Annotated in this window: 20 protein-coding genes and 1 tRNA gene; 8 read left to right on the top strand and 13 right to left on the bottom strand. The window is 40.8% G+C overall.

Annotated elements, in window-relative coordinates:
• Positions 1-22 precede the first annotated feature (22 nt).
• From J7R07_RS02295 to glmM, 4 genes are all read left to right on the top strand, one after another.
• Positions 23-1,843 carry a tol-pal system protein gene (locus J7R07_RS02295; protein ID WP_246464828.1) on the top strand — a complete coding sequence of 607 codons (1,821 nt, stop codon included), beginning with the start codon at positions 23-25 and terminating at the stop codon, positions 1,841-1,843.
• Positions 1,833-3,275, top strand: a complete 1,443-nt coding sequence (gene tilS, locus J7R07_RS02290) for a tRNA lysidine(34) synthetase TilS (RefSeq protein WP_208435333.1) — start codon at positions 1,833-1,835, stop codon at positions 3,273-3,275. Before J7R07_RS02295 ends, tilS begins: the two co-directional genes overlap by 11 nt.
• 115 nt (positions 3,276-3,390) lie before the next feature.
• A complete protein-coding gene (gene ftsH / locus J7R07_RS02285; protein ID WP_208435332.1) occupies positions 3,391-5,601 on the top strand; it encodes an ATP-dependent zinc metalloprotease FtsH in 2,211 nt (736 codons plus the stop codon).
• Positions 5,602-6,070: 469 nt separating this feature from the next.
• Positions 6,071-7,441, top strand: coding sequence for a phosphoglucosamine mutase (gene glmM, locus J7R07_RS02280; RefSeq protein ID WP_208435331.1), 1,371 nt, complete (start codon positions 6,071-6,073; stop codon positions 7,439-7,441).
• Between the two features lie 510 nt (positions 7,442-7,951).
• On the opposite strand, the gene J7R07_RS02275 is transcribed toward glmM, so the two are convergent.
• Both J7R07_RS02275 and J7R07_RS02270 read right to left on the bottom strand, forming a co-directional pair.
• Entirely contained in the window at positions 7,952-8,395 is a 444-nt protein-coding gene (locus J7R07_RS02275) for a phage holin family protein (RefSeq protein ID WP_208435330.1), read from the bottom strand.
• 3 nt (positions 8,396-8,398) lie between these two features.
• A complete protein-coding gene (locus J7R07_RS02270) occupies positions 8,399-8,725 on the bottom strand; it encodes an ElaB/YgaM/YqjD family protein (protein ID WP_208435329.1) in 327 nt (108 codons plus the stop codon).
• A gap of 774 nt (positions 8,726-9,499) precedes the next feature.
• Between J7R07_RS02270 and J7R07_RS02265 the strand changes: the two genes are divergently transcribed.
• Positions 9,500-10,378, top strand: coding sequence for a MotA/TolQ/ExbB proton channel family protein (locus J7R07_RS02265; protein ID WP_208435328.1), 879 nt, complete (start codon positions 9,500-9,502; stop codon positions 10,376-10,378).
• Positions 10,375-10,980: a biopolymer transporter ExbD gene (locus J7R07_RS02260; protein ID WP_208435327.1), complete on the top strand. Its 606-nt coding sequence runs from the start codon at positions 10,375-10,377 to the stop codon at positions 10,978-10,980. Before J7R07_RS02265 ends, J7R07_RS02260 begins: the two co-directional genes overlap by 4 nt.
• Here the strand turns inward: J7R07_RS02260 and J7R07_RS02255 are convergent.
• The 5 genes from J7R07_RS02255 to J7R07_RS02235 form a co-directional block, all read right to left on the bottom strand.
• A complete protein-coding gene (locus J7R07_RS02255) occupies positions 10,949-11,371 on the bottom strand; it encodes a dCTP deaminase/dUTPase family protein (protein ID WP_281384537.1) in 423 nt (140 codons plus the stop codon). The two genes, J7R07_RS02260 and J7R07_RS02255, sit on opposite strands and share 32 nt — an antisense overlap.
• 42 nt (positions 11,372-11,413) lie before the next feature.
• The gene (dut, locus tag J7R07_RS02250) at positions 11,414-11,968 is read right to left on the bottom strand and encodes a dUTP diphosphatase (RefSeq protein WP_208435326.1); all 555 of its coding nucleotides are present in this window, start codon (positions 11,966-11,968) and stop codon (positions 11,414-11,416) included.
• 130 nt (positions 11,969-12,098) lie between these two features.
• Entirely contained in the window at positions 12,099-12,920 is an 822-nt protein-coding gene (locus J7R07_RS02245) for a VIT1/CCC1 transporter family protein (RefSeq protein WP_208435325.1), read from the bottom strand.
• Positions 12,921-13,491: 571 nt separating this feature from the next.
• Positions 13,492-14,070 carry a disulfide bond formation protein B gene (locus J7R07_RS02240; protein WP_208435324.1) on the bottom strand — a complete coding sequence of 193 codons (579 nt, stop codon included), beginning with the start codon at positions 14,068-14,070 and terminating at the stop codon, positions 13,492-13,494.
• Positions 14,037-14,693: a YqaA family protein gene (locus J7R07_RS02235; protein ID WP_246464850.1), complete on the bottom strand. Its 657-nt coding sequence runs from the start codon at positions 14,691-14,693 to the stop codon at positions 14,037-14,039. The genes J7R07_RS02240 and J7R07_RS02235 overlap by 34 nt, the downstream gene beginning before the upstream one ends.
• A gap of 197 nt (positions 14,694-14,890) precedes the next feature.
• On the opposite strand from J7R07_RS02235, the gene J7R07_RS02230 reads away from it, so the two are divergent.
• A tRNA-Leu gene (locus J7R07_RS02230) sits at positions 14,891-14,975 on the top strand.
• A 304-nt stretch (positions 14,976-15,279) separates the two neighbouring features.
• Positions 15,280-15,408 (top strand): hypothetical protein, encoded by a 129-nt coding sequence (locus J7R07_RS08485; protein WP_281384536.1) that lies wholly within the window; start codon positions 15,280-15,282, stop codon positions 15,406-15,408.
• A gap of 544 nt (positions 15,409-15,952) precedes the next feature.
• Here the strand turns inward: J7R07_RS08485 and J7R07_RS02225 are convergent.
• The 6 genes from J7R07_RS02225 to J7R07_RS02200 all read right to left on the bottom strand — a co-directional run bounded on the left by J7R07_RS02225 (position 15,953) and on the right by J7R07_RS02200 (position 21,639).
• Entirely contained in the window at positions 15,953-16,879 is a 927-nt protein-coding gene (locus J7R07_RS02225; protein WP_208435323.1) for an outer membrane protein, read from the bottom strand.
• Between the two features lie 263 nt (positions 16,880-17,142).
• On the bottom strand, positions 17,143-17,361 hold the full coding sequence (locus tag J7R07_RS02220; protein WP_208435322.1) for a hypothetical protein: 219 nt from the start codon (positions 17,359-17,361) through the stop codon (positions 17,143-17,145).
• 131 nt (positions 17,362-17,492) lie between these two features.
• On the bottom strand, positions 17,493-17,720 hold the full coding sequence (locus J7R07_RS02215; RefSeq protein WP_208435321.1) for a hypothetical protein: 228 nt from the start codon (positions 17,718-17,720) through the stop codon (positions 17,493-17,495).
• Positions 17,717-18,379: a lysozyme gene (locus J7R07_RS02210; RefSeq protein WP_208435320.1), complete on the bottom strand. Its 663-nt coding sequence runs from the start codon at positions 18,377-18,379 to the stop codon at positions 17,717-17,719. The genes J7R07_RS02215 and J7R07_RS02210 overlap by 4 nt, the downstream gene beginning before the upstream one ends.
• A 693-nt stretch (positions 18,380-19,072) precedes the next feature.
• A complete protein-coding gene (locus J7R07_RS02205) occupies positions 19,073-19,981 on the bottom strand; it encodes a YopJ/AvrA family T3SS effector serine/threonine acetyltransferase (protein WP_208435319.1) in 909 nt (302 codons plus the stop codon).
• Between the two features lie 722 nt (positions 19,982-20,703).
• Complete coding sequence (locus J7R07_RS02200; protein WP_208435318.1) at positions 20,704-21,639, bottom strand: YopJ/AvrA family T3SS effector serine/threonine acetyltransferase; 936 nt, start codon at positions 21,637-21,639, stop codon at positions 20,704-20,706.
• Positions 21,640-22,809 lie beyond the last annotated feature (1,170 nt).

The raw sequence follows: 22,809 nt of genomic DNA, 5'->3' as shown, positions 1-22,809 counted from the left end.
GACTCTGTAAGGGGAGAAAAGTATGTCGATATGTCATAAAAAAAATTGGAGAACTGCCTTTTGTATGGCTGTCCTCATAGCGTGTTCTGCTTCATCTGTTCAAAGTGCAGCGCGGTGGTTTTCTCAGTATTCTAAAGATGATTCGGCTTCTGATGCGGCGAATAAGGCAGTGGAAAAGGCTACTGATGCGGCGCGTAAAGCTAATGGTATTGGAGAAGAAACAGCTGATGCGGTGAATAAAGCGGCCGATAGTGCCGCGGAACAAGCCGCCGATGCGGTGAATAAAGCGGCCGATAGTGCCGCGGAACAAGCCGCCGATGCGGTGAATAAAGCGGCCGATAGTGCCGCGGAACAAGCCGCCGATGCGGTGAATAAAGCGGCCGATAGTGCTGCGAAAGAAGCAGCCGATGCGGTGAATAAAGCGACCGGTAGTGCCGCGAAAGAAGCAGCCGATGCGGTAAATAAAGCGACCGATAGTGCCGCGGAACAAGCCGCCGATGCGGTGAATAAAGCGACCGATAGTGCTGCGAAAGAAGCAGCCGATGCGGTAAATAAAGCGACCGGTAGTGCCGCGAAAGAAGCAGCCGATGCGGTAAATAAAGCGACCGATAGTGCCGCGGAACAAGCCGCCGATGCGGTGAATAAAGCGACCGGTAGTGCCGCGAAAGAAGCAGCCGATGCGGTAAATAAAGCGACCGATAGTGCCGCGGAACAAGCCGCCGATGCGGTGAATAAAGCGACCGATAGTGCCGCGGAACAAGCCGCCGATGCGGTGAATAAAGCGACCGATAGTGCTGCGAAAGAAGCAGCCGATGCGGTGAATAAAGCGACCGATAGTGCTGCGAAAGAAGCAGCCGATGCGGTGAATAAAGCGGCCGATAGTGCCGCGGAACAAGCCGCCGATGCGGTGAATAAAGCGGCCGATAGTGCTGGAGAAAAAGCTGCGGGTATGTCTTCTTTTCAGGGAATGACTCAAAGTGGAGAGTTTATTTTAGAAAATCAGAAGGTTCTGTTTAAAGATTATGATTTAGATAAACTTTTGCATAATATACAAGCAGTACTTGAACATAATAGTTTGAAGACTGTGCAAAGGCAATTCCACCGGCTTTTTGATAAAAAAAGCTCTTCTGTTTATTCATGTGCTTTTGAGCGCGCATCTTTGGATAAAAATTTGCAGACTGTAAAAGAAAAAGGCGTGCAAGAGCATCGTACAAAAGATGATCAGAACAATATTGCTAATGGAGAAAGCCATGATGCTAAAGTGGAGAGCCATGATCATGAAAGTCATGCGCAGAAAATGCATGAGCATTTGCAAAAAGCTGATCAACATCTGAGGGAAGTGCATAAAGATGCAAAGGAAATAGAAAATCATTTGCAGGAAGTTTATAACCGTTTAGAGAAGGTGCATAAAGGAAAAAATAATGTGGAATCGCAGCAGGGTAAGGATTCCTCTCTTCTTTCTTCTAAAGAATTGTATAAGCAAGGTTATGACTTTATTCGTTCTGCCAACTATGTTGAAGCCGAGAAAGCCTTTTGTGCTTTTCAACAACGTTATAAAAAAGATCCTTTACGTGATGATACTTTGTTTTGGTTGGCAGAAGCTTTGTTGGGACAAAAGCGTTATCATGAAGCAGCACAAGTTTATCTTAGCGCGTGGTATACAGACAAAAAGAAACTCTATACTTCTGAAATTTTGCTAAAATTGGCAAGAAGTATGGTTGCTCTTGAGCCGAATAAAGAGGCTTGTGCCCTGGTTGCGAAAAAAGCAAAATACTCTAAAACATTAGAATCTATTTTTTGTAAACCTCTAAAAAGAAATGAGGCCGTTAACGGTGTGCATTAGACTAGCAGGAAATCTCTTTAAAACATCGGATTTTATCCAGTGTCAAAAAGTGATCCTTGCGGTTTCAGGAGGGAGTGATTCTTTGGCTTTGCTGTTTTTAGTCAAAGACCATTTAAAAACGCTCTCTGTTCCTCCGGAAATAATTGCTGTCACTGTTGATCATCAATTACGTGAAGAATCAGCTTGTGAAGCTTTAACCGTTGCAGAAATTTGTTGTGCCCATCGCATTAAACACAGCATTGTGCGGTGGGAAGGCAAAAAACCAAAGACGCATATCGCTTCAAGTGCTCGTAGTGCACGCTATAATCTCTTGTTTAAAGAAGCGCAAAAACAAGGTGCAACGCTTATTATGACAGGACATACGCTCAACGATCAGGTTGAAACTTACCAGATGCGCTATCAGCGTCTTCAGAAGGATACAGAAGAGAGGCAGCAACGAGCCTTTGTAAGCATGCGTGATAGCAATTATGCAGAAAAAAATATTGCGCAAAAAAGCTACCTTATTGCTGAAAAAAATGATGGGTTAATGTATACGCGTGGTTTATCTTGTATCCCACGTGAATCATTGCTCTGTCGAGAAATACGCTTGATTCGTCCGCTTCTTGGTGTAAAACGCAACACATTGCGTGCTTATTTGTGCTTAAAGGGCAAAACATGGATCGATGATCCCACCAATGAAGATCGCAATTTTGAACGCGTGCGTGTGCGTCAATCCCTTCAGCACAAAAAACTTGCTGTTATTGGGCAAAGGGTTCATGAAGCTACGCTGAGGCGTCGTCAACAAGCAAAAATTATTGCCGATTTAATTTTGGCTCTGGATATCACTGTTGAATATGGACGTTGTTTTATTGCAAAGCCTGTACCATTTTTACAGCACCATCCAGGTTTTCCCTTTGTTGTTGGACTCTTTGCTGTGTTGATGGGAGGAGGTTTTTATTTGCTTCCTGTGCAAAAATTGATTACTCTTAACCAAAGGCTCTGTCTCCACGCACCAGAAAAGCAGCGCTTTACTTATGCGCGCTCTGTCATTGAATATAACAAAAACGGAATTACTCTTTGGCGCGAATCTCGAAACATGAAAGAGACAATCATTGAACCTGGGAAAAATTTTTTATGGGATGGGCGCTATCAGATTACCAATCATGGAGCCGAGGCCGTTAAGGTTGGAGCAGCAGGTTTGAAACAGCTGAAATCTTTGTTGCAAAACAGTTCTATTGATCTTAAAAATCCTCATTTTCCTTCTTTAAAATCGTTGCTGATGATCTCAAATCATAAAGGATGCGATATTCCAGAATTGAGTGATCAAGATCTTTTTCATCAAAATATCATTATAAAGCGGATTATGGCGCCTTTTGATTGGCTTTTGTCACGCGAAGATATCGATCTCGTCAATGTTGTGGAACCTTTTTTTAATATTGAGGTGAAAAGATAAAGAAAAATTACTCTTAAAATACAATAAACATCCTTTCATACCTTGGCAAGGAACAGACAAGGTTATATGTTAAAAGGAACTATTTGAAATCTATACTTGATTAAGTGGGCCGAATATGAATTCCAATTACCGCTCTCTCCTCATTTGGGGGGTTATTGCCTTGATTCTGATTGTATCGTTTTCTCTCTTTAATGGAGATAGCCAACGTTCTGGAGGTAGAGAGATCTCTTATTCCGAATTTTTGCAAAAAGTTGAGAATAATGAACTGAAATCTGTAACCATTCAAGGTCAAAAATTAACAGGACAAACTATCGAACATAGAGCTATTTCAACCTATGCTCCACGAGATCCAGGCTTGATACAAAAATTAGAAAACAAAAATGTGAATGTTAGAGCTATTCCTGAAAGCTCTGGCAATAGTATCTTCCTCAATCTTCTCTTTTCTTTACTCCCTGTTATTATTATCGTTGGGGCGTGGGTCTTCTTTATGCGCCAAATGCAAAATGGATCACGTGGGGCGATGGGATTTGGAAAATCAAAAGCAAAACTGCTCAATGAAGCACAGGGCCGCGTGACTTTTCAGGATGTCGCAGGTGTTGAAGAAGCAAAGCAGGATCTCCAGGAAATTGTCGAATTTTTACGTGAACCACAAAAATTTCAACGCCTAGGGGGACGTATCCCACGAGGCGTTTTGCTCGTTGGTCCTCCAGGAACTGGTAAAACCTTGCTAGCACGCTCTGTGGCAGGCGAAGCCAATGTGCCATTCTTTACCATTTCAGGGTCCGATTTTGTCGAAATGTTTGTGGGTGTTGGGGCAAGCCGCGTGCGCGATATGTTCGAACAGGCTAAAAAAAATGCCCCCTGTATCATCTTTATTGATGAAATCGACGCTGTGGGACGCCATCGTGGTGCTGGACTGGGGGGTGGAAACGACGAACGTGAGCAAACTTTAAACCAGCTGCTTGTTGAAATGGATGGTTTTGAGCCCAATGAAAGCATTATTCTCATTGCCGCAACGAATCGTCCCGATGTGCTCGACCCTGCTTTGTTAAGACCAGGGCGTTTTGATCGGCAGGTGGTTGTGCCAAATCCTGATGTTTCTGGACGTGAGCAGATCTTGAAGGTACATGTGCGCAACGTGCCTTTGGCCCCTAATGTTGATCTGAAAATTTTAGCAAGGGGAACACCAGGTTTTTCTGGAGCTGATCTGATGAACCTTGTCAATGAAGCTGCTCTCATGGCTGCTAGCCGCAATAAAAGAGTTGTGACTATGCAAGAATTTGAAGATGCAAAAGATAAGGTGATGATGGGGGCTGAACGTCGCTCAACCGCTATGACACAAGAAGAAAAAGAACTCACCGCTTATCACGAAGCAGGACACGCTATCGTGGCGCTCAATGTACCTGTTGCTGATCCTGTCCATAAAGCGACCATCGTGCCAAGAGGGAGAGCTTTGGGAATGGTGATGCAATTGCCTGAAGGTGATCGTTATTCCATGAGTTATCGATGGATGATTTCTCGGTTGGCCATTATGATGGGAGGACGCGTGGCCGAAGAGTTGAAATTTGGTAAGGAAAATATCACATCCGGTGCTTCTTCCGATATTGAACAAGCAACAAAATTAGCACGTGCTATGATCACACGGTGGGGGTTTTCTGACCTGCTTGGCAATGTTGCCTATGGTGATAATCAGGATGAAGTCTTTTTAGGGCATTCCGTTGCACGTACACAAAATGTCTCTGAGGAAACAGCACGTATGATCGATATGGAAGTGCGTAAACTCATTGATGATGCCTATAAAAGTGCAACCAATATTTTGAAAGCAAAGAAAAAAGAATGGTTCGCTTTGGCGCAAGGTTTGTTGGAATATGAAACCTTAACAGGCGCTGAAATTAACGAGGTCATTGCAGGAAAGCCTCCTTCACGAACACAAAAAGATGAAATCGCTTCTCCACGTATTTCCTCTGTGCCTAAGACTGGAGCAATGAAGGTAGAGTCTGATACAACAAACGCGGAGAAAATAGACACTGGTAAAATAGACACTGGTAAAACGGATGTTAAAAGAAAAGATGCGGATGAAACCGATTCTGATAAAACAGAAGCGGGAAACGCACCGGTAAAAGTTGGAAAGGAAACATCAAAATCCAATGATGCCAAATCCAGTGATGCCAAGTTTGAAGAAACACAGTCTCATGGAGCTGAAAAAAAAACGCAAAACACAAAAAGTATCACAAAAGCAGTCAATCGTTCTAAAAGTAAAGCCAGTACTGAAAAAAATGCTACCAAACAGGATAAAGGAAAACAGAAACCTTCTCATGACACTTGAATGAGCATATCTTGGAGAAAATACGCAGTAAATTTTCTTGGAGAGGCGCAAGCAGTGGGTTTGCGCCTTCTAAGCAATATAAGGGAAGGTGTATAAGCAGGAGTGTTCGTGATTTGCATGCTTGCCTTATGTGCATGATCAAGCCGTTGGTGTTGGACGGTTTACAATGTGTGTGCGTAAAGGCTGTAGAGATCTCCTTTGATTTTATTTACAGGCATCGTATGCGTTAAGCATGTAGGAGGATGGTCTTGCTTCATGTAGGAGAAGTAGAAGCATAATTTGTAGGAGGGGTATTGGTGATGGAAGCAGAGATTTATTCTCGTTGACGGGTATGGTGTGCGTCTTGATTGTTTAAAATATGAAAGAATGAAGGGGTGCAAATGATCTTATCACATGAGGGATTTCGCTGTATTGGAGATTCTCTTCCAATAGAGCTGCAAAAGAAGAAGTGTGAATAAAGGAAAGAGGCATGGCACAAAAATATTTTGGTACAGATGGAATTCGGGGGAAAGCAAATGTCTTTCCTATGACACCAGATTTTGCCATGAAAGTGGGGATGGCTGTGGGGGTCTTATTTCGCTCACAACGACAATCGCGTCGTGTGGTGATTGGCAAGGATACCCGATTATCTGGCTATATGTTGGAAAATGCTTTGGTATCGGGATTTACGGCTGCAGGAATGGAGGCTTTTTTGTTGGGACCTGTGCCAACGCCTGCTGTTGCTATGCTTTGTCGCTCTTTGCGTGCTGATCTTGGAGTGATGATTTCTGCTTCTCATAATCCCTTCTATGATAATGGAATTAAACTTTTTGGTCCTGATGGTTTTAAGCTTTCCGATGATATGGAAGCAAAAATTGAGCAATTGATCGATACAGATCTTTCAAAATCCCTAGCAAGTTGTGCTGAGATTGGCTATGCAAAACGGGTCGAGGGCGACATTTATCGTTATATAGAATATGCTAAGAGAACTCTGCCCCGTGATGTTCGTTTGGATGCTTTGCGGATCGTTGTAGATTGCGCCAATGGCGCTGCTTATAAAGCTGCTCCACGTGCTTTATGGGAATTGGGAGCCGAGGTCTTTGCAATTAACGATACGCCAAATGGTACCAATATTAATCAACAATGTGGATCAACCGATTTGGCTTCTTTAAAAAAGAAAGTTCATGAAGTGCGTGCCGATGTGGGGATTGCTCTTGATGGTGATGGTGATCGTGTTCTCCTTGTTGATGAAAAAGCCCAAACAATTGATGGGGATCAGTTGATCGCTGTGATTGCTGAAAACTGGCATAAAACCGGACGGTTACAGTGTAATGGTGTTGTAGCAACTGTTATGTCGAATCTTGGACTTGAGCGCTTCTTGGGGAGCAAAGGCTTGGAACTTGTGCGAACAAATGTTGGGGATCGCTATGTTGTCGATGCAATGCGCCAAAAGGGCTATAATGTTGGTGGTGAAGCTTCCGGGCATATTGTGCTCAGTGATTTTGGTACAACGGGTGATGGGCTGGTGGCTGCTTTGCAAATTTTAGCTTGTATGCAAGAAAGTCAAAGCCCTATGAGCTACTTGTGTAAACGGTTTGAACCTGTGCCACAAATTTTAAAAAATGTCACGATTAACAACAAAAATGTACTGAAAAAAGATCCGGTCAAAACGGCAATAGATCAAGCAACGCAGCGTTTGGGGAAAAAAGCACGTTTGGTTATCCGTGCTTCTGGAACCGAGCAGGTTATCCGCATTATGGCCGAAGGTGATGAACGAGAAGCTCTCAATGCTGTTGTGACGGAGATGATGGATGTACTCATCCATTATGACGCCCGTTCAAAAGGGGACGCTTCCCTTTAGGAATCGTGAATATTTTTGATAGGCTTGCAGAAAAATTTCGTTGTCTTTTGCGCCAAGAGGGTGTGGAGGTGTGGGGCTTGTTTGGGAACCGAGCCGGTTATCTGCATGAGGGTTGAGAGTGGTGAGGAAGAAGTTCTAAATGCTGTCGGGAGAGAGATGATGGATGTGTTCATCTCTTATGATGCCCTTTCAAAAGGGGGAGATTTTCAGCAGTTTGGTTGTTGAAAGGTGTCAACACCATAGAAGAATAACGCAGATAATGCGGAATATATGATCGCTTCAATGTGCTGAATATTCTCATGATGCTTTTATCGTGCACAGAATGATAAAAATATTTTTGCGAATGGGATGGTGAAAATGATGTGGTGTCATTATATTTCCTTTTCGAGAACTAAAGATTAACCTTTTAAGGTTAATCTCACGACAATATCGGTGGAAAGGAAATGAAAAAGGTGTTTCCTCTCAAATGAAAGAAAACACCAGGGGGTTAGAAGTTTAGGATTGCATATCTTAGTCTGAAAAGCGGTCTTTTTTATCTTTTTTCCACAGAAAATAGCTCGCAATTCCAAGCACTGGAATGCCCAATTTGGCAAAAGGGAGATGTTGGCTTAAAAACGTAATGCCGGAAAGTGTTGCATCTGTCATAAGTTTATGGCGTTGTTCTTCCGATTTCTTTTGCTGATCGTAGTGTTGATAAGCTTTGAGAATGCGGCTTATGAAAACTCCTAAGCCTGCAAGAAAAAGCCAAATGAAGAACATCGTACTCGCTGCTGCAAGCGGATTCATAATCGAACATAACGCAATAAAGCCAAGGATGCATAAAAACAGTAGCGACATCAATAATGCAACGCCTATAAACCCATAGAAAATTGCTTGAAGACGTACTTGCTTGACTGTGCTTTTAAGACCTCCACCAACAAGGTGGTTTAAAAGAGGAGTGATAAACTTATGCATTGATTAGCGACGCAATATTTGAGCAAGAATAAAACCAACACCTGCTGCAAATAAAACACTTTTGCCAGGATTTTTACGAACATGGTGATTCATGGTTTCCTCAAGTTCAGTGATTTTTTCTTTCGCTTGAGAGAGAATATCTTCACCGTTTTCCTTCGCTGAGTTATACAATTCTTCTGCCTTGTTTTTGGCAGTGTTCAGTTTTTTTGCACCAACATCTGTTAAGGCTGTGGTGATGCTCGAAATTTCACCGCGGAGCTTCTCTAGCTGTCCTTGGAGATCTTTTTCGGCTGCTGGTTTATTTTTCTCGGTTAGTTTATTGTTTGCCATGATACTCTTTTCCTCTCTAAACGCATCATTTTACTTAGTGTTTGTGTGTTCATAGTGATCATTTGCTTTGGAGTAAAAATTCACTGCTTTGGTAACGTCAAACGGCTTTTTTAGTTCCCTCTCTTTGTTCAATTGAGAAGCGTTTTGCATAAAATAAAGTTTGCTTGCTTGTTAAATTTATTTTGTCTTTGAAGTGGGGGACCAAAAATTTATTGTGCATCCCTGTTCTTACACTTGTGAAAGAATAAAACAATTCCATCGTGATGTTGGTGAGATTTCAATGTTGCTCTCTATTTTGTCTGGGGGCGATATGGTGTGTTATCTTTTAGATATGGTGTGTTATCTTTTAACAGATGTTACCCGTGTGTGGTGTATGGATTTTTACGAGGGGTAAGAAAATGGTTTTTTTTAATGCCTTTGAAACAGAGGCTGTGAAGTGAAAAAATAGTGTTATATTTTGGTGTACAGATTGAGAGGGTATTCCATAAATTATCTTGATAAATAAAACTATTAATAAAATATGCATCTTGTTTTTGAAGTCTTGTGGTGCGATCAATTTCCTTGGAGATGTAGAGAGAAAAATTTCTTTAAAAATCCCTCTTGAAAGAGATGTTTCCTGAAATAAAACTACACTTGATTTATCAAGCTTTATTTCTTAAGACGAATACAGAGTGATATTAAGAGGGACATGGCATTTTAGAAAAGTCGATGCTACGGGGGATGATGGCACAGCTGTAAGATTAAAATAGAAAACTACAACCGTATGAGACAGAAATGGAATCTAAGACAGTACCCTTAGAGAGCACATCTGCTGTATTTGCAGCACATGATCTTTCCCTTTTTTCTATGTTTATGGCGGCTGATTTTGTTGTAAAAGCCGTTCTTCTTCTTTTGTTGTTTGCTTCTCTTGTTTCTTGGACAATTGCTTTTGTCAAAATCGTTGAAATTACTTTGGCAAAACGAAGAGCGCGTTACGAACTGCAATTGACTCTTCATGCGCAAACTCTCACGCGTTTAGCTGCTAGCTTGAAAGAGAGCAAAGGAGCCGGTGTGTTTTTTCTAAAAGAAGTCCTTAAAGAAGTCTATCTTTCTACACAACAGCTTCATTTTTCTGGAACTGAAGGGGGCGGTGAAGGCTCTGGTGAAAGAGCCAGTGTAAAACAAGGGGTGAAAAAAGAGACACAAACCGTTGCTGATGAATATCCCCTGTTTTATGAGGAGGTCAATCGGTATGAAGAAATTACGCGTGATATGAATGAGGGTGTAAAGGAGAGGGTTCATTCGCTTTTGTCACGCTGCTTGTTAGCTGCTACAAGGCGTGTTGCATGTGGAAGCACTGTTCTTGCAACTATTGGTGCTATTGCGCCCTTTGTTGGTCTTTTCGCAACGGTTTGGGGGATCATGAATTCTTTTATCGGTATTGCACAGTCGCAAACAACTCGGCTCGATGTGGTTGCTCCTGGAATTGCCGAAGCCTTATTGGCAACAGCTGTGGGGCTTTTTGTAGCTATTCCCGCCGTTGTGATGTATAACAGTCTCATGCGTGCTTTGAGTAGTTATCGCAATGATTTAGGCGATATTGCCGCTGCACTGGAAAGGCTCTTGAGCCGTGAACTCGATAGACATAGAAAACAGAAAAGTCATAAAAAATGAAGGCAGGATTTAATGATGATTGGGATTTCGATGAGAGTGGGTTGCACAACGAAATTAATGTAACCCCTTTTATTGATGTTGTTTTGGTGTTGCTTATTGTTTTTATGGTGGCTGCACCGTTGGCAACATCTGTTATTCCCGTTCAACTGCCCTCCATAACCCAAGCTCCTTCGGTGATCCAACCTGATGAGCCTCTTTATGTGACTTTGCAAAAAGATCATTCGCTTTATGTTGGTGAGACTCTTATCAGCCAAACAGCGTTTAGGGAAACCTTGTTGAAGGAAACAAACCAAAACAAAGAGACAAAAATTTTGATTAAAGCCGATAGCGAAATCGAGTATGGGGCTGTTGTGGATTTGCTTAATCAAATACGAAATGCCGGCTATACGAAAGTCGGTCTTATGGGATTGCAAAAATCTTCCAATGTTGTGGCAAAAAATCCAGCAAGTCATGGAGCGGTGGGGACGCCAAATACCGTAGCAGATAATACAACGGGGAATACTGGGGGAGATGTGCAAGGGGGGGCTGCAGTGCGTGCATCAGACTATGTGGTCAACAGTTCCACCAGTCCTACAATGGAACACCCTTCTCCTCTCCCGTAATGTACGGGACTTGCCCGTTTACTCTTGCAGTCTTTCTCATTGCAGCAAAATTCTTTTGGTCTTTTGCTTCTCCGATTTTTCGCATTGCCGTGGACATGCGCTTTTCGTCCGGTTCAAATGCACAAACATCCCCTTGAATAACCGGCGCGATGACCGTTTGCGCAATGCGCATGCCTCGTTCAATGGTAAAGCTTTCTTCTCCACAATTGATGAGAAGAACTTTAACTTTACTACAGTAAGCGCTATCAATTGTTTCAGGCGTGTTTAAACAGGTGATGCCATGCTTTAAAGCTAAACCTGAACGTGGATGGATTTGTGCTTTAAACCCGGGGAGAAGATGAAAAAACAAGACCCATTGTAAGCTATACGCCTTATCTTGATGACAACACACCTGTTGCTTTTCGCACCATGTGCTGCTTATCCCAAGTATTGTTTAAGTCTGTCCTGTTGAACCAAATCCCCCTGTTCCTCGACCTCCCGCATTGCTTTGTATCTGCACTTTTTCATCCGGTTCAAATGCGCAAACATTAACTTGAATAACCGGTGCGATAACGGTTTGTGCAATGCGCATGCCTCGTTCAATGGTAAAGTCTTCTTCTCCACAATTGATGAGAAGAACTTTAACTTCCCCACGGTAATCGCTATCAATTGTTCCAGGCGTGTTTAAACAGGTGATGCCATGCTTTAAGGCTAAGCCTGAACGTGGACGGATTTGTGCTTCAAACCCGGGGAGAAGATGAAAAACGAGCCCCGTTGGAATAAGTGCACGTTGTCCAGGTGAAAGCACAACCGTTTCTTCTTCACCAAGTGCTGCGCGTAGATCAAGACCAGCAGAGCCAGCTGTGGCATAATGAGGAAGTTCTAAGCCTTTTCCATGCTCAAGACGCTCGATCGATAAAGTTACTGGCCGTGAAGATTGAGGGGAGATAGGGGAGGAAAAAGCATTCTCTTGGTTGTCGAGGTGTGCATTGGCTTGCGTGTGAGGCATGGTCGAGACATTCCCAAAATAACAGATCTAAAATATAAACACTACTTTAGCAAAAGCCGCTCATAAAACAAGTCGGTAAGGTGCATAGACGGCTGGTTGTCCCCAGTGCGGGTGTGGTTGTGCACACCTTTCAAACGCTGCCAATGAGAATGCCCGTGGCAAAAACAAGAGCACCACCAATGATAACCTGTAATGATGCGCGCCAAAAAGGAGTCGACATAAATTTATTTTGAATCCAAACTATGGCCCAGAGTTCGAAAAAAACAATAATAAATGCAATCACTGTTGCGACATAAAAAGAGTGGATCAAATAAGGAAGCGTGTGCCCTAATCCTCCTAACGTTGTCATGATGCCGCTGGCAAGACCCCTTTTAAAGGGAGAACCACGTCCTGATAATTTTCCATCGTCATGGGCTGCTTCTGTAAAACCCATCGAAAGACCTGCACCAACCGAAGCAGAGAGCCCTATCAAAAAAGTTTGGTGGGTATCTCCTGTGGCAAAGGCCGCAGCAAAAATCGGGGCTAGAGTGGATACAGATCCATCCATTAAACCTGCAAGACCAGGTTGAATCCATGTCAAAAGGATCTGTTTTTGTGTTTTTGATGGCTTTTTTGTGTTTTTATTTGCCGTTTTTGTTTGAGAACTTATAGGATGCGGGTTGCTTGTTGTTGCACTTGTGACAAGAGAAGGCTGTGCACACAGCGAGTCCATAGTTCTTGCTCGATTGTTGCAAGAAAGACACAGAAGACGCCTATAATTTTCAAGCTCCTGGATGCCCATTGCTTTAAAAATGGCTGCTTGCTTAGAGGAATAAGGTGCTAAAACTTTTGCGTATTTTAAATAGAGAGCCGCGTGGTGTTTTTTTGTTTTAAGCGCTTGAATAATCGTTTTTTGTGCCGAACGAAAAGATAATGCTTTTCGTTTTACAAATGAAAAAAACGATTTCAACATTTTTTTGCCCTTTTTACTTTAGAATTATTCTAAAAATATAAGAGAAAAAAATGAAAGTCAATCTAAAATTAAAAAATTGGAAAAAGAGAGTGATAAGAAGAAAAGAACTTTAATGCGTAAGATTGGTATGGACAGAACGTGAAATTGGTTAAAGGAGAAAACAAAATAAGCCAGCGCCTCCACAAGAACCAGATATTAATGATGTGGTGTTTTCTCTCTTATGTGATTATGTCCATGACGGTGTTGAGTATTTTAAATGATGAAAAGAGTGCTTGCCTACGCCTTCGTTCCTCTCTCCCCTTTTGGGCAAGCAGCCACCACTGCTGATGCCATATATGCTTATTTTTAAAAAAATCAATGATGTCAATGTGGTAAATGCTTAAAAGCATAAGAGTGACAACTTTATGAAATTCTTTATATGGCCGGCGCGTACAGAGAGGCAAAATAATAAAATGTATTGTGTCTGTTATTTTTTCTTTTCAGTCTAGGACAGGGAAAGATGTTGGGACCGGGCTGGTGCTAGGAGGAAGGGTGCTGGGTAGCAACCGGAGCACGTGGTTCCACCTTGATTTTACAGATATCTTTTTTGAGAGCCTAAGAGCAACCCTTTTGAAGCAATATAAAGGCTGATAAGCATGTAAAATAGACTGGCAACAACATTCCAGCTGGCAAATGAGAGAAAAAGAAAGCGCACAGACACTTCAGAACAAGAAGGAGGATGGATGTTGTTCAAGAGATCGAATAGTTGGTTAACATCTGTTGTTTTTCTTATCATGTTTAAACTACAACTGGTGGGAGCTGGCCAAAAGCCATATTCAGTACCTGCATGGTATATTGCTAACACAAAGCTGATGGCCATTAAAACAAAAACGCAAAAAAATAAAAGTTGCGCTACAAAAGATATGCGGAAAAACCACGTTCCAAAACCCGCTAAAAGCAAAAAGGGCAGGGCACCGTAATACGGAAGACGCTCAATGAGGCATAAATTACAGGGAAGATATCCTCCGATATATTCAAAACCAAGGGCTAAGCCTATCGTGCTTGATAGGCAAAATGCTAGAAAAAAAGCCCATAAACTGAGCTCTTTACTGCTCGGTTTAAGATGAAAATGCTTCTTTAAGAGATTTTGACAAGACAAAATGCGTGCCATTGAGCATATTCCTTAAAATAAAAAAAAGAGTTGTTTATAAAAACTGCGAAAACTCCATAAACCAATAGGAGAGTAACACAACAAATGAGGACAATCCATTTGAAATGGTGGAAAAGAAAATTCATTATTTGTTGTCCAAATCGTTGAATGAGCCACGCAAGCAGATAAAAACGAGCTCCCCGAGCAAAAATACAGATAAGAATGAAAAGCTCAAGATGCATATCAGTGACACCTGCTAAAATCGTGACAATCTTGATCGGGGGAAGGTGTAAAAAACCTGAAGTGATCAATAAAAGGACAAGAAATTGCAGTGTTGCACTGTTGTGCAGTGCTTCAAAACTTTCAACTTTACCGTAAAATTCTAAAATCGGTTTGGCAAGTGTAGCATAGGCAAAATGTCCAATAAACCAACCTGCTATTCCTCCCAAAACAGAACACACAGTCGCAATAAAAGCATAGCGATAAGCCCGTTTGGGATGAACAAGTATCATCGGGATATATAAAACATCTACCGGAATTGGAAAAACAGAACTTTCAATAAAGGCAATAAACCCAAGCCAATGGGGCGCCGTACGCCGATTTGCTAAAGAAACCGTCCAAAGCTTTAGTCTTTTTAAGATCATGAGAACTTTCATAAGTTGAAGAAGTAAAAATTTTACAAATTGTCCCTCATAAATCCTATGAAACAGAAGCTTCAATAAAATGAAAGAGGCAAAAATAATACGGATTTTAAAAAAACAAAAAATCGGGTGTTGACGAATCTCTCCTTCTTCATATAGTGCAGAGAAATAATGAACAAGTCTGTCCTTTATGGCAGTATGCGGGTGTGGTGGAACTGGTAGACGCGCCAGACTCAAAATCTGGTTCCGAGAGGAGTGTCGGTTCGAGTCCGACCACCCGCACCACTTTATAGGTATGCCCCCTTATTGCCAGAAAATTTGTCTCATGCGTGGCACTGATAGATTGTTTGGTGTGCTGTAGACCTATCCTTCGGGATGATGATAGAGGGTATATCCAGAAATAAAATGCGATATCATTCGCGTCTGATTTCGGTCTTCTTTCGAATGAGGCAAATAGATAAGAAAAACAACAATCCTTGAAATACTAATCCGATATGCTTACAAAATATGTTTATGGATTGAAATGTTGGATCATCGTTAAGTTGAAAGGCGATATGGAGAGCAGATTTTGCTGGTTTAAGCCTATAAGGTGCGTGAGATAGGTGGTCAACAAGAATTTTCTCCTAAGAGGAGCTGTGGTCTTTATACAAAACAGAACAATATTATGTTACGAATGGATGCACTTGTTTTGAAGGAATCTCTCTCTCAATGTTCATGAAGCCTATCTTTTCACGGTGCTTGATGGATGGTGTGATGCAACATCTATAGGATATTGCCATTTTTACTTATACAAGGTGCAAGCTGGTATCATCATAACTTTTGTTGGTTTACAAAATTGCGACGGATCTTCTCTTGAGATGGTTTGTGAGAGGTATTTTTTAGGCCTTTCTTAATCGGTTTTTAGCCACAGCTGAACTCCACTTGGAGAGACAAAGAAATGGTTTTGGTTGATTCATTGTGAACAGGGATGAAATGCAAAAATCTTGCAATATGCAGGAGGAAATTTGGTTACAGAAATCTCTAGGAAATTAATTTTTTAAAACAACAATACAATCTTTTTTACGCGTTATATTTATTTATATAAAAACACTATGATAAAAATTGTGAATGACATAATGTAAATATCATTCATCTCTTTTATGCAACTATACGAATTTCGTTGATTGATTTTTTTACGCTTTAAGGGGTTATATTGTCAACGTAAGAAAAAAATAAAAACCCTGCCAAAAACAGGGTTTTTGGCAGTTCAATTATGCAGCAAATTAAAACTTGTAAGCAAAACCAAAGCGGAAGTCATTCGTTTTGTAGTCAACCTGAAGTTTATCTTGTTCAAATGTCTTTTGACCAAAATCCGAATAACGGTATTCTGCACGCAAAACAATATTCTCGGTTACTGCAAAATCAATTCCGCCACCAAATGTATACCCAACCATCATCGTTGCTTTGTCAAACACATTGCCAGAAGCGAATATAAATGATTCCTCCCGGGATTCCGCCAAAAGCGATGCGGTATATTGCATCTGTGCATAGGCAACACCAATAGAAATGTACGGCATAACATAATGAGAAGTCAAACCAAGACGTACGCGTATAGCACCCCCCCATTTTTCTTTTAAAGTAATACTGTTTACAACAGTATGACCAATATTGGGTATCGTTTCATCCGGAGCACCAGGCCTTATGATCGGAATGCCAGCTTGTTGAAGCGTTGCTTCAATAGAAGCTAATTCGTCAGAATTTTTAATTTTTCTTCCGTTATCCGTCTTGGTGTTTTTTTTACCAGAGAAGACCACATCTGCATCAATACCGATAATAAAGTCACTGCCTATATCAATATTCGTTCCTCCATAAAAACCCCCGATGAATCCTGAAAATTTAGGGTGTAAATTTTTATTAATCCAAACCCATTTTCCACTCTGAATATCCTCAGAGTAAGTGAAGGCATTTGTGCTCGAAAAACCACCAATCTGCCCTCCAAAGTAGATCCCGGCCCAGGAAAAAGGTGGAGAAACAACCGTCGATGGATAATTTGATCGCGATGCTGGATAGGAAATATTGTTTGCTGCTTGCACTGGATAAACGGAACTATTTCTTGTTCCTACCGGATAAATACTGGTATCAGCCGCTTGCACTGGAGAATTTATAAATAAAGTCGTAACAAAAATTGTAGCTAAACATTTTGTATTCATTTAAACACCCAATTTATTTTAAAATGAAAGATTACATTATACACATCTTCATTAAAAAATCTACAGTTATAGAAAAAATAAAACACTATAAGAGTTTTATTGTTGCGAACAATAACAGATATTCTCTAACTTATTTGGAGCGTAAGTAAAAACAATATAAGTGAAAACAACAAACGCCTGTTGTTTTTCAAAGCATTGTCTTGATGCTTTGCTTACGTTTTTCTCGCTTTGAAAATGATATTGAACACATATAAATTAAATGCCTAATTCTTTGAAAACCAATGTTTTAAATGTGAAAAAACATTCTCTATTGCATCCATAAGGCGGGCAACATCAAGGATCAATAAAAAGATGATGAATGCAATCCATTTCATCAAGCGAGACATCATTTTCATACTTTGGTAGGTAACGATGATTTCTTGAAGCATCCTTTTTTCTGCTTCTGTAAGCTTGATGCGTTTTTCAGTTTTTTTTCTGTCCATGTTTCCACCCACATAAGCGTTCACCAAGCCTATTATGTTTTAAGATCTCTCTTGCTAAGCCAAAACTGATAACAGAAAGATCTTGCCGACTTAAATAAATGGGCAACCAACCAACACAAGAAGCAGTATATTTATTGGTCATGCAACCAGTCAGAGAGAGCAGTACGCACATCAGCATCACTTTTCTGATTAACTTCATTTTCCACCTCAAGTCGTGTTTTTGCTTCCTTTAAAGAATTTTCTGTTTGCTTTTGCTGTTCAACCTTTTTTCCAAGGGTAAAAGCTTTTGCTAAAGCTATAAAAAAAGCGGCTAAAGCCGCTCCTGTTGGTACAAGATTTTTTTTCATCCACCAGATCATAGACGATGCTCCTGAAAACGTTTAGCAACAAAGAAAATGCCAGCACATGCCGCTAAAATCATCATGGCGGCTAGTGCCCATTGAATGGGACCATTGCCTGCTAACAAGCCTCCCAGCCCTGAAAAAGAGCCAATGATTGGGGCAAGTGCTTCTGCTTTAAAAAGTCCTGTTGGTGCTTGCGTTTCCATGGTTTGGTAGTTGGAGGAAACATAAGCGCCTTTCGCCCATAACCCTGTTTCTGCTGCGCGCCGATGTACAAGGCCTTGTAAACGTTTGCCGCCCGCTTTGGTCCATTTCTGTAATTCGGATGGCACTGCTTCATATTCACCGTTATTGAGTTTCTTTAACAGAGTCGAGTTACAAAAGGCTGCTGTTCCTATATTATAGCAAAAGGATACCAATGCCGCGAATTGTTGATCCGTTAAGGGAACTTGAACCATTTGCTCAACGGCATTTTCAAATTTTTGCAAGTCTTGACAAAGAAATTCCTCGGCTTGCTCTTCAGTGATTACCATACCTTTATGCACAAAAGGTTTTCCGGCATTGTTTGTATGTCCATAGCCGATTGTCCACACACCAATGGCATCTTTATAGGCACTCAAACGCAAACCTTCCCATTGCTTAATCAGGGCAAGTCCTTCTTTTGATATTTTTCGCATAAGCTCCTCCATAAAAAAAGCCTCCCATGATGGGAGGCTGACATTCTAAAAATTGATTTCTTTCTCGATCTTAAAAAATAAGAAAGAAATGAAACTGTGACGAAACCATGAGGGTGGTGAATGGGGCCACGGTGTGGTTGGTTTGTGGGCGGTGTGGGTTGCTGGTGGGCGGTGTGGGTTACTGGTGGGCGGTGCGGGTTGCTGGTAGACGGTGCGGGTTGCTGGTGGGCGGTGTGGGTTACTGGTGGACGGTGCGGGTTGCTGGTGGGCGGTGCGGGTTGCTGGTGGGTGGTGGCGTTCGGACAGCGCTATAAGATTGGAATTGTAATGTGTTATTGGCGCACAAAAACTCGGGATGAAAAGTGCTCATCCTGAAAAAATTTTCTAGAAAGAACTTTTTAAAATATATATCACCTCTCGCTTATGCTCTTGCAGAAGCATTCAATGTTTTGCTTTTTCAGTATTCAGTGAGATCTTTATGATCTCTCAATGACTCTGGAATTTTTGAGAGAACTGATGTACCTCTTTTGAGAAAGCAGCGTAATTCCACGCGCAAAGGCAAACTGCTTACGTTGCTCGTATCCTACAAACCTAAACAAGAGGTGAATTTGCCAACATAAACAAACCCACCCCTTTCATCCATAAACCTAAATGCAGTGCTTATTCATGTGCATATTGGTAAAAATATGGAAATTATAACGACAGAGATTTGCATTCAGTAATTCTTTTTCTCTGTGGTGAAGTAGAGACCGCTTTTCCTTCTGCTGCAACTAAGTTTTTGCCAAATCTCTCTGGAAGACTTTCCTTTTTTTTGTTAACCTCTGCGTTTTCAGCTCCCGGATTTGCCCTTATATATTTCTCAAGACGCGATTCAAGTTGCGTGTGTTTGTAAAACCGCGGTGAAAGATACTTATCTACTCTTTCAGGAGATAAAGGGTTTTCCGGTGTAGCTAACAGACCCTGTACATTATCATCGTGCATTTTTGCTACACAATGCGCATCGGTATGAAGTTTTTTGGCAAGCGCTAAACTCAATATTCCACTGTCGCCGGGGGTGTGCTGAATATTCATGTCCACCGTAGAATAATGACAATCCGGTAAATTTGCTTTGTGAACGGATATTTGTGCTCTTACTGCTAGTACTGCTGACACAGTGTCATTGAGTGTTGAAGGTGAAAAAAATATCAAAGATGTCTTATTATTGATTTTTCTAAGATCAACCACTCCAAAATGAGGGCTCTTATCATTGATGCCCAGTATAAATTGGGAAGAGTGAACTCCAGCCTCAATGGTTTCTTTTACTAATTGGGCAAAATTTTCAGGTTTCATAGAAAATTTAAGATTCATACTCGGATATTTTTTATTTGCTTGTTCTACAAAATCTGGCATCAGCTTAAGATCTAGATCTGCATAGCGTTTATCGATCCAATGACCACTGGCGAGATCTGCCTCTAAGCTTGCAATAATAGCTACCATTTCTTCTTTACGCTGTAAAGAATCTCCTTCTGCAGCGCTGGCGCCTTGTGCAACATGTCCTTCTTCACTACCGCTCTGCGTTTGTTGCGAACTATGAGCGGTATCTTTTGAGCCGTGTGGTTTCATAATATTAATCCTTCGTATTCATAATCAACATTTAGTACCCTTTTATTAATTATGGTAAAATTACTGTATTTTTTATGGCAAAATTCTGTTTAAGTGGTGTTGAATGTTGATTTTTTTCTCTTGAAAAGTGAAAAGATAAGACCATTGCTAAAGTCTTAGAAATTTTCGTAAAAAGGCTTTCTAAATGAGAATGATAGGCTTTTAAGCTGTATTCCTTAAAAGAATTTTTTTATGAAAAAATTCTTCCTGACTGTGAGGAAGACTGGTTTTTTAAAAATAATTGCTTTCTCAATCCTTCAAGGGCAAGTAAGGGGTAAAACTTGGATGAAACCATGAAGTTTTGGTGGCATGGAGTTCTATTGGTGGACGATGTTCTTAGAGCACCCTATAGGATTGGAATTGTAGAGTGTCATTGCTGTATCGGAACTCGGGATGAAAAGTGCTCATCCTGGAGAGACTTTATGGAAATGGAAAGAACTTTTCAAAAATATTACCGCCTCTCGCTTATGCTCTTGCAAAAGAATTGCATGTTTTGCCCCTTCTCTTTTCAGGGAGAGATTGATGGCCACTCAATTTCACCCTCACAGGCAAACGGATCACTGCATTACTTGCATCCTACAAACCCAAACAGGAGGTGAATTGGCCAACATAAACAGCCCACCCCTTCCATTCATAAACCTGAAGGCAGTGATTCATTGTGCATAGTGGTAAAAATATGAGAATTATAGCATCAGAGTTTTGTATTCAGAGACCCTTTTCTTATGGAGCGAAACAGAGACAGCTTTTCCCTTTGGTGCAACTGAGTTTTTGTCAAATCGCGTTAAAAGCGTTTCATCTTTTTTATTCACTTTTTCATTTTCAGAACCCGGATTTGATCTTATATATTCCTTAAGACGTCTTGCACCTTGTGTGTGTTTGTAAAAAGCCGGTGGAAGATAAAGATCTGCCCTATCAAAACGCAAAGTAAAACTTGTTGTATTTAGCATACCGCTTATGTTGTCCTCGTGCATTCTTGTCAATTTGTCAAATTGAGTATGAAGCTTTTTGGCAAGCGCTAAACTCAATATTCCACATTCAGAGGAACTTCGTTGAATATCCATCTCCACCTTGGTGAAGGAACATTCAGGCAAGTGGTTTTGAACAGTTTGTTGTATTCTTATCGCTAACAAGAGTGGTACTTCATTCTGGAATGTTGTTGGCTCGAAAACGATTAGAGATGTCTTGCCAGCCATGGTTCTTTGATCAAGCGCTACGAAATGGATTCCCATATCCGTTGTATTTATGATATACCTAGAAGATTGAACTCCGTTATTAATGGCTTCTTTTATTGAAGAAACAAGGTCTTGAGATGTTGTAATAAGTTTAAGATTTAATCCTGGATGTTTACGATTCGCCTTTTCTATCAGCGCTGGCATCATTTTAACATCTGTAGATGCATAATGGTGATTGTGTTTGAACCAGTTATCATGCACAATATCCTTTTCTGGATCTACGATTATGTCTTTTAATTGTTCATGACTGAATGGGATCTTTGTTTCTTTTTCAAGGGTGCATTTCTCTAAATCTTGAGCAAGACTTTCTAATGATTCACTTGTACATGCACCTTCCTGCGTTTGTGATGAACTATGGGAAGTATTTTTTGAACCGCGTGGTTTCATGGTATTCATTCTCCGTATTCATAATCAACACTCAATATTATTTTGTTCATTAGGGCAAAATGATATCCTAAAAATGTTTATCATTGATTTTTTATATTTTAAGGTGAGACCGATGGGGTTATTCATAAGGCCTTAGCAATTTTTAAAAGAAGGCTTTTTAACCAGAATGATAGACCTTTTGAAAGCGATAAGCCTGGTGTTTTTTGCATCTTTAAAATCTATAAAAGTAGAGAGATGTGGGTGCATTTGCAACCGCATCTTGGCGTTTAAATGAAAGCTTTATGCGTGCTTTTTGCTTATCCTGCGTTGGTGATACAAATTTTATGACAAAAGTGGTTCCTTTTTAAGAAAAATCACGCCTCCTAAGCTTTCCTGAAAATTTTCTCTGTTTAAGGGGTTCTCTTCTTATGCACTGTCAATGAAAATATCATCTTTTCTTCAAGTGTGTTTCTTGCTGTCTTAAAGGATCAAAATTCCTCATCTCTACCAATTTGGGCGCGTTTTTCTCAAAGGTGATCCGTGGTGGTCCATTGTTTACTTCTGTGCGTGCTTGCAAGAGCGCATTGGACAGTTTTTGCCCTGAATATTCTGAAGTTTATGCTTTATTATGGGAGTAGGGTAGATCAATGGAGCGCTTGTCGTTATTTCTGTTGATGGTCTGACATTTCAGACATGTACCATATTTTACAAACGCGTTAAGCTGATGTGACAATGACTTGTTTTTTTAATTCTGATTTGTTTCTTCATACTCTTTTGTACAAAAAAGGAAATCAAATAAAAACGATATCACCTTTTTCACGCATCTGTTCCCATTGTTTTAAAAAACTATGTTTCTCATCTTTAGAGAATTTACACACTAGAGACAGAATGATGAAAATATAGACGCAAAAAAAGATCCCCCGCATTTGTCATTAAATACTATTTTCCATACACTGTCAACAGAAAAATATGATCTTGTATTTTTTATTTTGGCCCATTTGTTTTTTGCTGTCTTAATCGGGAAGTTTTTTCGAATGTGAAAAACACTCTTTTGGGAGAAGAGAATGTGGTTGTGCCAAGAGAAAATGATGAGGTTGTTGTGTGTCCTGGTGTAGGCGCTTTAGGTGGTGGTGCGGGTTGCCGATGGGGCGTTGGCGGGTGGTGGTACTGGTGGGGGATGAATGCTGGTGG

The sequence above is a fragment of the Bartonella phoceensis genome (genome assembly GCF_902825145.1).
GTDB classification, from domain to species: domain Bacteria; phylum Pseudomonadota; class Alphaproteobacteria; order Rhizobiales; family Rhizobiaceae; genus Bartonella; species Bartonella phoceensis.
Note: the sequence above shows the minus strand (reverse complement) of the source record. Positions and strands in the feature narration are given on the sequence as shown.